Annotated in this window: 9 protein-coding genes; 6 read left to right on the top strand and 3 right to left on the bottom strand. The window is 65.6% G+C overall.

Annotated features, from left to right (window positions below):
• Positions 1 to 9 precede the first annotated feature (9 nt).
• From AC3XYG_RS12405 to AC3XYG_RS12395, 3 genes are read left to right on the top strand one after another with little or no spacing between them, the layout of a single operon-like run.
• Positions 10 to 1,572 carry a sugar ABC transporter ATP-binding protein gene (locus tag AC3XYG_RS12405; protein WP_489140144.1) on the top strand — a complete coding sequence of 521 codons (1,563 nt, stop codon included), beginning with the start codon at positions 10 to 12 and terminating at the stop codon, positions 1,570 to 1,572.
• Complete coding sequence (locus AC3XYG_RS12400; RefSeq protein WP_489140143.1) at positions 1,569 to 2,564, top strand: ABC transporter permease; 996 nt, start codon at positions 1,569 to 1,571, stop codon at positions 2,562 to 2,564. The genes AC3XYG_RS12405 and AC3XYG_RS12400 overlap by 4 nt, the downstream gene beginning before the upstream one ends.
• An 11-nt stretch (positions 2,565 to 2,575) precedes the next feature.
• Positions 2,576 to 3,412 carry an N-acyl homoserine lactonase family protein gene (locus AC3XYG_RS12395; RefSeq protein WP_489140142.1) on the top strand — a complete coding sequence of 279 codons (837 nt, stop codon included), beginning with the start codon at positions 2,576 to 2,578 and terminating at the stop codon, positions 3,410 to 3,412.
• 345 nt (positions 3,413 to 3,757) lie between these two features.
• Here the strand turns inward: AC3XYG_RS12395 and AC3XYG_RS12390 are convergent, their stop codons facing one another.
• Positions 3,758 to 5,440 (bottom strand): FAD-binding oxidoreductase, encoded by a 1,683-nt coding sequence (locus tag AC3XYG_RS12390; RefSeq protein ID WP_489140141.1) that lies wholly within the window; start codon positions 5,438 to 5,440, stop codon positions 3,758 to 3,760.
• Between the two features lie 68 nt (positions 5,441 to 5,508).
• Positions 5,509 to 8,688 carry a 4Fe-4S binding protein gene (locus tag AC3XYG_RS12385; protein WP_489140140.1) on the bottom strand — a complete coding sequence of 1,060 codons (3,180 nt, stop codon included), beginning with the start codon at positions 8,686 to 8,688 and terminating at the stop codon, positions 5,509 to 5,511.
• A gap of 277 nt (positions 8,689 to 8,965) precedes the next feature.
• On the opposite strand from AC3XYG_RS12385, the gene AC3XYG_RS12380 reads away from it, so the two are divergent.
• Genes AC3XYG_RS12380 through AC3XYG_RS12370 form a run of 3 tightly spaced genes read left to right on the top strand, consistent with a single transcriptional unit; the run spans position 8,966 to position 12,807 of the window.
• A complete protein-coding gene (locus AC3XYG_RS12380; protein ID WP_489140139.1) occupies positions 8,966 to 10,036 on the top strand; it encodes a cytochrome-c peroxidase in 1,071 nt (356 codons plus the stop codon).
• Positions 10,037 to 10,086: 50 nt separating this feature from the next.
• On the top strand, positions 10,087 to 11,853 hold the full coding sequence (locus tag AC3XYG_RS12375; RefSeq protein ID WP_489140138.1) for a DAHL domain-containing sensor histidine kinase: 1,767 nt from the start codon (positions 10,087 to 10,089) through the stop codon (positions 11,851 to 11,853).
• 27 nt (positions 11,854 to 11,880) lie between these two features.
• Positions 11,881 to 12,807 carry a response regulator gene (locus AC3XYG_RS12370; protein ID WP_489140137.1) on the top strand — a complete coding sequence of 309 codons (927 nt, stop codon included), beginning with the start codon at positions 11,881 to 11,883 and terminating at the stop codon, positions 12,805 to 12,807.
• On the opposite strand, the gene AC3XYG_RS12365 is transcribed toward AC3XYG_RS12370, so the two are convergent.
• Positions 12,791 to 13,437 (bottom strand): ROK family protein (locus tag AC3XYG_RS12365; RefSeq protein WP_489140136.1); only part of this gene is annotated, 647 nt, incomplete at its 5' end. The two genes, AC3XYG_RS12370 and AC3XYG_RS12365, sit on opposite strands and share 17 nt — an antisense overlap.

Genomic DNA, 13,437 nt, shown 5'->3' with positions numbered 1-13,437 from the left:
GGGCGCAGCATGAGCATTCCGGACCATCCGCCAGCGCCCTTCCTGGTCGCCCGCGACGTGGCGAAATCCTATGGCGGCGTCCAGGCGCTGAAGGGGGTTTCGCTCTCGCTCGACGCCGGACGGGTGCATGGCCTCGTCGGCGCCAACGGCGCTGGCAAGTCGACGCTGATCCGCGTGCTCGCCGGCCTGACCCACCCGGATGCCGGCGAGGTCAGGATCGACGGCACCGCGGTCGCCATCGCCTCGCCGCAGGACGCCACCGCCCTGGGTCTGGGCTTCATCCACCAGGAGCTGGCCTTCGTCCCGGGCATGACGGTGCTGGAGAACATCATGCTCGGCGTGCCGAAGAAGCAGCGCCTGGGCATGGTCGACTGGGCGGCAATCGAACGGGACGTGGCGCCGATCGCCCGGCGGGTGGGCATCACCGCCTCGCTCCACGCCGATGCGAAGACGCTGTCGATCGCCGAGAACTGGCTGATCAGCATCTGCCGGGCGCTCGTGCGCAAGGCGCGGCTGATCGTGATGGACGAACCGACGGCGTCGCTGTCGGCGAGCGAGAGCGAGACGTTGTTCGGCATCATCGAGGACCTGACCGCCTCGGGCGTCGCCATCCTCTACGTCTCGCACCGGCTGGACGAGATCCTGCGGCTGTGCCACCGCGTCACCGTATTCCGCGACGGCCGGTCGGTGGCCGAGATCGGCCGGGAGGCGCTGAGCCGGGCCGCGCTGGTCGAGGCCATCGTCGGCGGCGAGACCCGGCCGGCGGACGCGGCCCGCGGCGAGCCGGTCGGCGGCGATGTCGTGCTGCGGGTGTCGGGCCTGGCCCGCCAGCCCCGGGTCCAGGGCGTCAGCTTCGAGTTGCGCCGCGGCGAGGTGCTGGGCATCGGCGGTCTGGTCGGCGCCGGCCGCACCGAGCTGGCGCGGCTGATCTATGGCGCGGACCGGGCCGAGGCCGGGACCATGGTGCTGGATGGCGCACCCTTCGCACCGCGCAGCCCCGGCCACGCGGTCGCGGCCGGGCTGGGGCTGGTGCCGGAAGAGCGCCGGGCCGAGGGCTTGGTCCTGACCAAGAGCGTCGCCTTCAACCTGCAGATCGCCAATCTGCGCCAGATCATCCGCGCCCCGGCGCTGCCCCTGATCAGCCACCGGCGGCGGGAAGCGTCGTCGCTGGCAATCGTCCGCGATCTCGCGATCAAGACCCGCAGCATCGAGACGCCGGTCGGGCGGCTGAGCGGCGGCAACCAGCAGAAGGTGGTGATCGGCCGCTGGCTGCTGCGCGGGCCCAAGGTCCTGATCCTGGATGAGCCGACGCGCGGCGTCGATATCGGGTCGCGCGGCGAGATCCATCGCCTGCTGCGCGACCTCGCCGCCCGCGGCATGTCCATCCTGGTAATCTCGTCCGAGCCGGACGAACTGCCCGATCTGTGCGACCGCGTGCTGGTCATGGCCGAAGGCCGGATCGTGCGGGAGCTGACGGGCCGCGCGATCACGCGCAATTCCATTGTCGAGGCCAGCTACGCCGCCGCCGGCCCTGCCGCGGCCGGGGCTGCGGCCGAAAGGAGTGTCCGATGACGCAGACCGCCGCCACGAGCCGCCGTCTGTCGCCGCAGTCGAAGCTGGCCCTGGGCCTGTTCGCCCGCTATGCCACCATCCTCGGGCTGGGGCTGATGATCCTGGCGTTCTCGGTCCTCTCCCCCCGCGCCTTCCCCACGGTCAACAACTTCACCAACGTGCTGAACCAGGCGTCGCTGGCGATGATCATCGCCGGCGGGCTGACCCTGGCGGTGGTGGTGGGTGAGCTGGACCTGTCGATCGGCTTCGCCGCCAGCCTGCACGGCGTGCTGGTCACCGGGCTGATCGTCGGCAACGGCCTGCCGATTCCGGTCGCCATCCTGATCGTGCTGGTGCTCGGCGCACTGATCGGCCTGGTCAACGGCCTGATCGTGACCAAGATCAAGGTCAATTCGGTGATCGCCACCCTGGGCGTCGGCACCATCCTGACCGGCCTGTCCTTCGCCTATTCCGCCGGCGTCCCGATCGTCTCGGGCGTGCCGGAGGCGTTCCTGCAGATCTCGCTCGGGCGCTGGCTGTTCGGCGTTCCCAACAACATCATCATCATGGCGCTGGTGCTGGGCGCCCTGTGGATCCTGGTCGAGCGCACCGCCCTGGGGCAGGAGATCCAGGCGGTGGGCGGCAACCCGGCGGCGGCCCGCCTGGCTGGCATCAATGTCGACCGCATCAAGACGCTGGGCTTCGTCGTCTCCGGCATGTGTGCCGCGCTGACCGGCATCCTGCTGGCCTCCCGCCTGGGCAGCGGCACCACCAGCGCCGCCGACAGCTATCTGCTGACCGCCTTCGCCGCGGTCTTCCTCGGCTCCGCCACGCTGCGCGACGGCGAATTCCATGTCCTGGGCACCATGGTCGGCGCCCTGATCATCGCCTTCGGCTTCAACGGGCTGAACATCTTCGGCGCCCCGACCTATTCCCAATACGTGCTGCAGGGCGCCATCCTCATCATCGCCGTCGGGCTTTCCAGCCTCGGCCGGACGATCGCGGAACGCTAGGAGATCTCGGTATGCCTTCGGACCCGACCTGGGACGTCCATATCGTCGAATTCGCCCGCTCGAAGGACCAACCGCTGGCCAGCCTGGTCCACGGCACGCATGACGAGGGCGTGGTCGACCTGCCCTTCTCCTTCGTGCTGGCAAGGCAGGCCGGCCGGATCGTCCTGATCGACACCGGCTTCATGAAGGAGGGCAGCGGCGCCGAGATGAGCGTGCGTTTCGGCATCCCGGACTGGATCTCGCCGCTGCGCATGCTGGCCGAGTTGGACGTGACGCCGGAGGCGGTCACCGACATCGTGCTGAGCCACGCGCATTTCGACCATATGGGGTCGATCGGCAAGTTCCCGAACGCCCAGATCTACATCCAGAAGCGCGAGATCCTAAGCTGGGTCGAGGCGATGGCCCTGCCGCCGCGCTTCGGCTTCCTGACCCAGATCATCAACCCGGACGACCTGCGGCGGGCCTTCGATGCCTCAGTCGAACACCGGCTGCACCTGGTCGACGGCGACCGCGACGACATCCTGCCCGGGCTGCATCTGCGCCTGGGCGAAGGCCACACGCTGGGCCAGCAATTCGTGATCCTGGAGACCGCCCGCGGCCGCCTCGTGGTCTCCGGCGATTGCGTCTATGCCGCGCGCAACGTCTGCGGCCACAACCATGACGGCGTCTACGTGCCCCTGGCAAACGGCGTCGGCAGCGTGTGGGAACAGCTGAAGACGATCGACCGCATCAACACCGCCATCGACGGCGACATGAGCCGCCTGATCATCCTGCACGACAGCGACCGCTGGAGCGGCCTGCCCGTGGTCCGGGAGATCGAGGGGTTCAGGATCGTCAAGGCGGCTTAGGCCGGACCGGGAGATCACGGAAGAGGACACGCTCGCCCTGTACGACAGGCACTGGGACATGGTGGACCAGGCCGCTCTGGATGACCGCGAAAAGGCGTTGATCAATCAGTTGGCACGCGAGGTGGGCCATGGCGACCTCGACGTTTGAGCATCCGCACCACCACACATCGCCAAGCTGCTCGGGTCGCTGACCGTCGACCTGCTGACCCGGGCGGAGGCGTATTTCGCGGGCGGGACCGCGATCGCGCTGCCGGCCCTTCTCCATCCGCCCGGGCCTCTGAGCGCATCCGGAACCGGCCGTTGCAGCCGGCTCTACGAAGCGGACAGGGCAGGACCGGCCCACCGTCAGGCATCGATGACGACGGTGCCGCGGGCCTGGCCGATGCAGGCCAGGAAGTAGCCCTCGGCGATCTCCTGCTCGGACAGGGCCTCCTGGCCCTCCATGCTCACGACACCGCTCACCTTCCTCATCCTGCAGGTGCCGCAGACACCGGACCGGCAGGAGCTGTCGACCACAACCGCATTGCGATCCGCGGCATCGAGGATGAATTCGCCCGCATTGCAGGAGATCACCCTGTTGCTGTTTCTGAAGACGAGCCTGCCGTCCGAGACCGCGGGCAGTGCCGGAGCCGGCGCGGCTTCGACAGTCCTTCGCGGCACGGCCGCCGGCAACCCGGGCGCAGCCGGAGGGACGGATGCGGCGAGCGGCGGCCCGCCGAAGCTCTCCTCGTGCAGATGAGTCTTGGGAAAGCCCAGCGTCTGCAGCAGCGCCCTGACCGCCACCATGTAGCTCTCGGGGCCGCAGAGATAGATCTCGCGCTCCAGGAAGTCCGGCGCCAGGGCGCGCAGCAGGGCCTCGCTAAAGCGTCCGGTGATGCCGTTCCAGGACTGTCCCGGGGAGATCCGCGAGGGCACCACCACGAGACGCGAGGCATCGCCCATGCGTGAGCTGAGGTGCTGCAGCTCCCGCGCGAAGATCACGTCCTCCGGTGTTCTCACATTGTTGATCAACACGGCGTCGGCCGCGTAACCGGTGTCTGCGATCCATCGCAGCATCGACATCGCCGGCGTGATGCCGCTGCCGCCGGCGATGAGCAGCAGCTTGGCGGCCGGTCGATCGATACAGGTGAAGCGGCCATGCGGGCCGGTCAACTCGAACTCGACCCCCGGCACCACACTATCGCGCAACCAGGCCGAGAGGCGGCCATCGGGCAGGTGCTTGACCGTGACGGACAGGGTGTAGGGCCGCGATGGCGAGGACGAGATGGTATAGCTCCGGCGCTGGATCCGACCGTCGACTGGCAGCTCCAGGGTGACGAACTGGCCGGGCTTGTAGCTGAACAGCACAGGCGGGTCCGAAACCAGGGTGAAGGTTGTCGTATCCCGCGTCTCGGCCACGCGGCGGATGCAGCGCACCTTGATCCGGCCGCCCTGCCATATCGCGACATCTCCGATCGCCATCGCCATCGCGGTCGGGACCTCGGCGCTTGCCGCCGCCGCCGATGCCGGTTCAGGGTCGGCAGCAACCTCGCGTATTTTGGAGTCCGCGACGGCCGGACTCGCGACGGCGCGCACGGGCTGCGCCATCAGATCCTCTAGCTCATGCCTGGCGCCGGCCCGGCCCCGCAATTCGCCTTTGGCGAGTCTGGCGCCTGCCGATGACGGGCTCCCGCCGATGCGCTGAATGAACTCGCCGAGGGACGCCCTGAGCGCATTGCTGCGCTCGGTGCCGAAATCCAGGTCGAACTGGGCCAAGTAGCGGGCGATCGCGTCGCGGCCTACCGGCAGCTTCCCTGCCTCATAGTCGGCCCACGTCGCGGTATAGTTGAAGCGCAGCGTCGTCAGCGCCTGGCACATGTCCTCGTTGTCAGTCCAATGCAAATCATTCATCAATGCTTGAAAACGACGCACTTCCTGTGGCGTAATATCCTTCTCACTATCAGAAATATAAATGAAGACGAGAAATATAAATTTCGCCAAATTTGGGCTATATTTCTCAGCCTCGGCTCGAATAGTCAGCGCATCCATACGAATATTTCCCTACAGTCTGGTCGGCTTTGCCGCGTTCGGGGCGAACCGAAGGCGAGAGTCGCCGCCTAGGTGACGATCAATTGCGGCACACGGATCTCTGTCGGAGCGGGCGTGTCCAACAGCGTCGCGATCGCGCCATCCCCTCGCAGGATCATGACGATCGCGAACTCGCTGACGATCTCAAGCACGGGCGCTCCGTCGCCACCGGAAGCGATGCCCGGATCGATCAGATCGCCGGCTTCGAACATCCGTGCGGACAACCCTGCCACGGCGCCGGGTTGCAGGGCGCGGACCGATCCGAACTGGACGAAGAAGGCGTTGCCGGAGTCGTCGGCTGAAGGAAGCACATCGCCGGCCCGATACCGCCCGACCTGCCCGTCGCGAACGATCTCCGCGAGAGCCGGCAGACCGAGCGACCGCAAGGCCGTGTTACGGGCAAGCGCCACCAGCCGCATCGCCGGGTCGAACGATCGCAGCGAGTGGCTTTCGGCCTGCTCTTGCCAGTCGATGCGGATGCTGGGTCCGGCGTCCGACGGTTGCCCGAATGTCAGGAGTGCGTTGCGCTGGATCGCGGAGGATTCGCCGGCGCAGGCGATGCCATCGGCGAAGATCTCGACGTCGTCGAGCCGCATGACGCGGACCTCCTCCGGCGCCGATCGGATCGCCATGTGGTAGGGCCACAGAACCGGGCTGGCGATGACGATGTCGTTGCCGGGGCCGCGCCCCACCGTGATCACCGACTGCGAATGCATCGAGATCATCCGCTCGCCGCCGGGGAGCACGACCTCGGCGCGGATGGCGTGCTCCGGCGGCCTGGACTCTGCTGCCGCAACGGTGCCGATCAGGATGTCGACCGTCTGCCGCAGCAGCCAATGACCGTCCGCCGCCCCGCTGTCCGCGAGTTGCCGCGCGACCTCGCGCGTCAGGGTCGTGTCGACATAGTCGAATGCGGCCAGCGCGAGGGCGCGAATGACGGGAGATTCATCTTCCAGCAGCGATTGGAGGCTGCCGGCGCGATCGAGGCCGGCCGTGATGGTCTGGCGGAACGACCGTCTCGGCATATCCGCGGGCCGACTGCCGTCGATGGCATCAGCGCCGACCTCGCCCCGCAGGATATCGGTGATCCCGTCACCGAGCGCATCTTCCCATCGGATGTCCCGCGACCCGGCAACCGGGTGGGACAGCGCCTCGATCACGCTGTCTCCGGCCAGGGCGGACAGATCCTGCGCATACCACCGGCCGAGGCTGCTGTCCCCGAACGCATGCAGGCAGGAGAGGCCGGCTTCGCAGAGCGCTGCGATGCTGTCCGTGTTCGCCGCCAGCAGCAATTCGTTCAGCGTCCGGCCGAAGCGATTGGGCAGGATGGAATCCTGCAGGCAGAAGCTCACCCCCTGCAATTTCATCAGGGTGTTGAGGATCGTGTTCATCTGGCGCGCCAGCATGCCGCCCTCTGCCAGGAGTTCCGTCAGGACATCGCGGTGCTCGGCATCGGTGATCTGCAGGCTGACGCGCAGGGACTTGATCGTCGATTGCATGCCCGGGTCGGCCAGGATCATGTCGAGGGTGCGGCCGGATGCGACATGCCCCACGAGATATCTGCCGATGATTTCGTGGTAGTTGGCGATGCAGGCCATCCGCTCGATCGTGATGGTCCGCTTGACGTCGGGGGTCGCCTCCGCCACGCCCGACTCCTCGAGCAACAGCAGATGATCCTCGTCGCTGATGCCCATCTGCTGCCGCACGTCCTGCAGCAGTGCGGCTGGCGAGACGGCCCCCGTCTTGTCGGCGGAGATGGCGTCGTCCAGCAGATTGCGGTAGGCCTGAAGCTTGTGCTCGCGCGAAAGGTCCGGCAGCACCTTGGCCAGGACATAGATCTCGTCAGGCTTCAGCTCACCGATCGACCGGCCTTCGAGATAGCGGCTGAAGTCGACCTTCAGCTTCTTTAGCTGATCCAGCAATCGCGACGCAATTTTCTCGCGCTCATACTTGAACGCCGACCGGCCCAGCGTCTGCCACAGCCACATCGTGCTGAGCGAGACAACGAGAATATCGACGATGTGGCTGACGACCGGGGGGAACAGCGCCAGGGTGGGCCGGCCCCCGTACTGGTAGAAGATATTGATCGACAGATAGGCGCTGACGCCAAGGCAGTGATTGACGATTTCGACTTCGGGGATCCTGGTGCCGCGGTTGCGCACCAGGCGATAGGCCCGCTCCAGCATGGTTCCCAGGACGAGGGTCGCCAGCACTGCGCCGCCGATGACGAGCGGCACGGCGAGGAGCTTCGGGATCGGAATGGAATGGCCTGCGATGTACAGGCCGGGGTCGAGGAGCCGGCCGAGCGCCCCTGTCTCATGGCTCCAGATACCCGAAAAGTAATAGTCCCAATTCCCCGAATACAGGTAAAAATACCAATAAAAGCCGATAATTAGGCCGTTAAACATATAATAGACGTGTCTCCGCTGCGGCTTGAGGATCGAGCTCCAATAAGACTGCTCGAGATCGATGTCGCCACAGTTGACCGTGCAGCCGACGCAGGCGCTGCGTTCCCCGGCGGGCGAGCTGGTCCGGCACATCGACTGCGACACGCTCGGTCGCAGCAGGTGCGGCGCGCTCTCCAGAAGTCCGCGCGGTTCAGTGTAGATTTTCTGGACGATATTGGCGGGACAAAAGTAGTTGCACCAGGACTTGCCGCCCCAGAGATAGCCGACCAGAAATGCAGCGCTCAGGACCAGGATCATCGCGCCGGCCAGTGCGTAGCGATCGCTGTTGATGAACAGAATCCGCGCGCTCAGGCCCACAAACAGAATGCCGAACTGAAGATACCAGGCGTTGCGGTCGAGCCAGCCACCCCGGACGATTAGGGCCAAGGTGCGATCGATCTTGCCGGTCCGGCGCTGCAGGACCATCCGCCGCCGTTGCCATCCCATGTAGCGCGGCAGTTGGGACATCAGGGATAGCGGGCAGACGCGTCGCCAGGCCTCATGCCCGAACACCATCAGGCAGAGCGGGATGAGCGGGACGACCATCGTCCAGAACACCCGGGCCCCGATCTGATACGGGGCGTTGGTCAGGACACCGTCCTGGACCGCGACCTCGACGGTGTTCGTCCCCAGGAAGCCGGTGCTGCCGGTCCAGTCGGACGTGATCGGGTCCCAGAACAGTGAGCCGATGAGTCCCACCCATCCCACCAGCAACGCGCCGCGAACGACTAGCATCTTCCATTCGGCTGTTCGAGCCAGCATGTCAGACCTCTCATCCAGTAGCGGCACAGGCGACGACGACCGATCGAGAGATGCGCTTGTTTGGCCAACGCGCTTTGCGATACTCGGACCGATGTCGGCAAGCTGTCCCCAAGGGCTCGCTGCCACCAAAGGTAAAGCGCACGGCGGATGCTTGTCGCGCATCGCCGAGGTCATACGGCTATATCGACATTGCATAGTGAAATGGTTTGCGATCGGCAGACAGTAAATCCGCTAATCAATAACGCGTCGCGACCACCATTTCGCTTGGGTAGCCACGATGAAACGCGATCTCGACCTTCAGAGCAGTTGTGCGACGCCGCCGGCTGCGGCCGTCGGCCGACGTTGCATCATTTCGGCCCTGCCGGCGCTGGCCCTGTTGTTTTTCCTGCCCACCCTGGTGATGCCCACCCTGGTGATGGCAGAAATGCCGGAGCCGATCGCGCCGATCCCACTCGACCAGGCGCTGGATCCGCGGAAGGTCGCCTTGGGCGAGGTCCTGTTCCAGGACACGCGGCTCTCCAAAGACAATCAGAACTCCTGTGCGTCCTGCCATGCACTCGACCAAGGCGGAGGCGATGGCTTGGCGCTTTCGCGCGGGCTCGGCGACGTGCCGGGAAAGAGAAACTCGCCGTCGATCTTCAACTCGGCACTGAACTTCCGCCTGATGTGGGACGGCAGGTTCTCGACGCCGGAGGAGCAGATCGAGGCTGCGATCCACGACTCCTCCGTGATGGGCACATCCTGGCCGGAAATCATGGCCAAGCTGGCCCCGGACCAGGCGCTGCAGCAGACCCTCGCCAGCATCTATCCCGAAGGGATGCAGCCGGAGACCATTACCGATGCCATCGCGACCTACGAACGGTCTCTCACCACCCCCAATGCACGCTTCGACAAGTTCCTGCGCGGCGATGCGAAGGCCATCAATGACGATGAGCGCGAGGGCTACCGGCTCTTCAAGACCTATGGCTGCGCCTCCTGCCACCAAGGCGTGAATGTCGGCGGCAACATGCTCCAGGTCTTTGGCGTGCTGGGAACACCCGGGGATTATTTCCGTTCGCTCGGCACCAACACCCCACCTGATTTCGGGCTCTACAACATCACCAAGGTCGAGGCGGACAGGTACGTCTTCCGCGTTCCGAGCCTGCGCAACGTCGCGCTGACGGCGCCCTATTTCAACGACGGTTCTGCCGCCACCCTGACAGACGCCGTCGATGCCATGGCGAAATATCAGCTTGGACGCAAGATACCGGCCCAAGACAACGCGCTGATTGTAGACTTCCTTCGCACCCTTACCGGCGAATACCGAGGAAAATCTCTCGAAACGACCGACCCTCAAAATTCACCATGAATTTTTCACTTCGAATGCAAAGAAGCAGAGATCGTGATGGAGAGCCGGCCATGTTCGTCAGCCGCAAGGCCCCTTGGATAGTCTTCGTCACTGTGCTTCTGATGGCGGCGCTGGTTCTTCTGCTGATGCTGCGGGCACCGGACACCAGGCTGGCGGACGCACAGGCAAGCATCACCGACATGAAGCAGATCGATGCTGTCTGGAGCGCCAACGTCCTGAGCCTGGAGCAGGGCCTGAATCCGAACTACGATTCCGTAGCCACCCCCGTCGTCAGCCTGATGCAGCATTACAGCACCATCGCGCGCCTGGCAAAGAGCGGCGAGGCAGAGGCCCTGCAATCTACGCTGGTTGGCTACAAGACAGCACTGGATGACAAGATCGGCATCGTCGAGAAAATCAAAGCGCAGTATTCCATCATCAGCAATTCCTCGCGTCTGTTGCCGATTGCCGCAGCGGATCTGTTCACGCAACTCGAGGGAGAGGCGATCGACGGGCAGGGTCAGGAGATCGCCGATCTCCTGACCCGCATCGTCATCAATGTGGCGAGCTACATTGTCACGCCCGGCGAGCAGGTGCGGGAGGACATCGACCAGCAGATGGCGGCCTTGCGACAGGCCGCCAGCAGGACATCACCCGATGCAGCCTCCAAAATGGATACGCTGCTCGTCCATGTCGACATCATCCTCCGGCAGCGGCAGCTCGGCACCCAGCTGATCGTGGCCTTCATGGCGGCACCGACCGCCCCGGCCATCGACCGCCTCCAATCCGCCCTTCAGGACCTGGAGAACGACCAGAGCCGGCAGTGGACGCTGCTGCGCGATCTGCAGATCCTGTGCATCATCCTGATCGTTGCGGCTGCGGCTTGGGGGGCCCATGGGCTGCGCCGGCGCTACAAACGGCTCAACCAGGACAATTCGGCGCTGCAGCTGGCCAATGAGGACGCGCAGTCGCAACTGATCCAGTCGTCGAAGCTGTCGGCCATGGGCCAGATGGTGGCCGGCATCACCCACGAGATCAGCACCCCGCTCGCCTATGTAAAGGCGGTGTTCTCGCTGATCAAAGACCAGATGGCCGAGATCAACGCCGCCGCCGGAGGTGCTGCGTCCGGCGGCGACGCGCGCCCGACGACGAAGGATGGGGAGCGGGAGGAGCGGATCGGCGAGCTGAACATGCTGATCGACGAAGGCGTCCACGGTCTCGACGAGATCTCCAAGCTGATCATCACGATGAAGAATTTCTCCCGTCTGGACAAAGGCCGCCTCGAATTTGTCGACGTGGAAGAGGCCCTGGACAGTGCGACCCTGATTGCCCGGTCGGAGATCAAGTACATCGCCGAAACTGTCAGGGATTACGGCAATGTTCCAAAGATTCACGCTTCGGCAACACAGCTGAAGCAGGTGTTCCTGAATCTTATCAACAACGCCGCCCATGCCATGGCCGACCAACCCAATCGCGGCAAGCTCATCCTGCGCACACGGCAGGAGTCCGGCGACACCATCCGGATCGAAATCGAGGACAGCGGATGCGGCATCCCCGCCGACGTGCTGCCCAGGATCTTCGACCCGTTCTTCACCACCAAGGATGTCGGCAAGGGCACCGGCATGGGGCTGTCGATCTGCTACCGCATCATCCACACCCATGGCGGCACCATCTCCGCCAGATCCAGGGCCGGCGCGGGGACCATCTTCACCATCATCCTGCCGCATCGCGCCAAGACCGATAGCGAACAGATGTTTCGCGCCAGGGCCGACGGTGAATACCAGCTGGACCATGCCACATCGTCAGGCCCTTTGGGCCTCGTTCGAGACAATCCGTGATGCTTCCAAGGTTTGAAGGAGAGCGAGATGAGTGACACGCCGAGCCTCCTCTTCGTGGATGATGAAGAGCGTATCGTTAAACTTCTCAAGGTCATGTTCAGGTCGACCTATGAGGTCCATACCGCCGTCAGCGGCCGCGATGCCCTGGCGATCCTCGAAAACCACCATATCGACGTCATCGTCTCAGACCAGCGCATGCCCGAGATGGTCGGGATCGAACTGCTGTCGCAGGTCTGCAAGAGATGGCCGAACACGGTGCGGATCCTGCTCACCGGCTATAGCGACCTGGTCGCCATCATCGGTGCGGTCAATGAAGGCGAGGTCTTCCGCTTCCTCAACAAGCCCTGGAACCACGAAGAGCTTCGCCAGGTGATTGCCGAGGCGGTCGAGATCGCCCGCTCCGCGCCGGCCGCGGACGACCCGACGGGCGAGGACGCCGTCCAGACTCCTCCTCTCGGCGTCGCCACGAAGCTTCTGGCGATCGACGGTTTGGCGGCCGATCGCCAGGAGGTCGTCGAGATGTTCACCCGCGACTACAACATCCTGACGGCATCCACCATCGAGGAGGCGCTGGAGATCCTCCAGCAGGAGGAGGTGGGTGTCATCGTGACGAACAGCGAGGTCGGCGGCGTCGACGCCAGCGAGATGCTGGCCAAGATCTGCGAGATGGACCCCTCCATCACCGTCGTGGCGACGACCGCCAACCCCGACGCCGACACCATCGTCAAGCTCATCAACCAGGGCCAGATCTACCGCTTCGCCATCAAGCCGCTCAGCCCCAACGTTTTCCGCCTGGCGGTCAGCGCCGCCATCCGCGAGCATCGCCGGCGCCTGGTCGACCCGAGATTTGCCCGCCAGCCGAGGCCGGTGACGGCGGTGGCGGCGGCGGCGGAACGCACCGGTCTTCTCGACAATATCGTCCGGAGCCTGGGGCGCTTCACCAAGGTCCGCTGATGCCGGGCCCGCCTGTCGACGGCGGCTGGCCGGCGCCGAGATCGGCCATGCCGATCAGCCCGGCATCATGGCCCAGCGCAGCCGGGCGCAGATCGATGCGGAACTGTGGCGGCTCGGCCCCGAGGGCGCGGCTCACCCGGTCGAGGAAGCCGGGCGCCAGTCCGACGCCGCCGCCGACCACCGCCAGGTCGAGGTCCAGCGCGGCCCGCAGGTTGGCCAGCAGTTGGACGATGGCGGCGGCAGCCCGGTCGATCAACGCCCCCGCTGCCGGGTCCTGCCCTGCCCGCCGGAACAGCGCCGGCGCATCCATCGCCTCGCCGAACGCCGCGGTCGCCGCCGCCGCCAGAGCCCGGCCCGAGGCGATGGCCTCGACGCAGCCGCGCCGGCCGCAGCCGCACAGCGGCCCGTCCGGCGCCACCACGACATGGCCGAGATGACCGGCCAGGCCGCCCGACCCGACCCGCAGGCGACCGTCCAGCACCAGCCCGCCGCCGACACCGGTGGAGATGGTTAGGAACACCATCGAGCTGACGCCCCGCGCGGTGCCATGGCGAAATTCGCCCCAGGCCGCCGCCTGGGCGTCGTTGACCGCACGCACCGGGACGCCGAGCCGGTGCTGCAGCGCCGCGA

This window comes from Inquilinus sp. (assembly GCF_057815775.1).
This window is presented reverse-complemented; position numbering and strand designations above follow the sequence as displayed.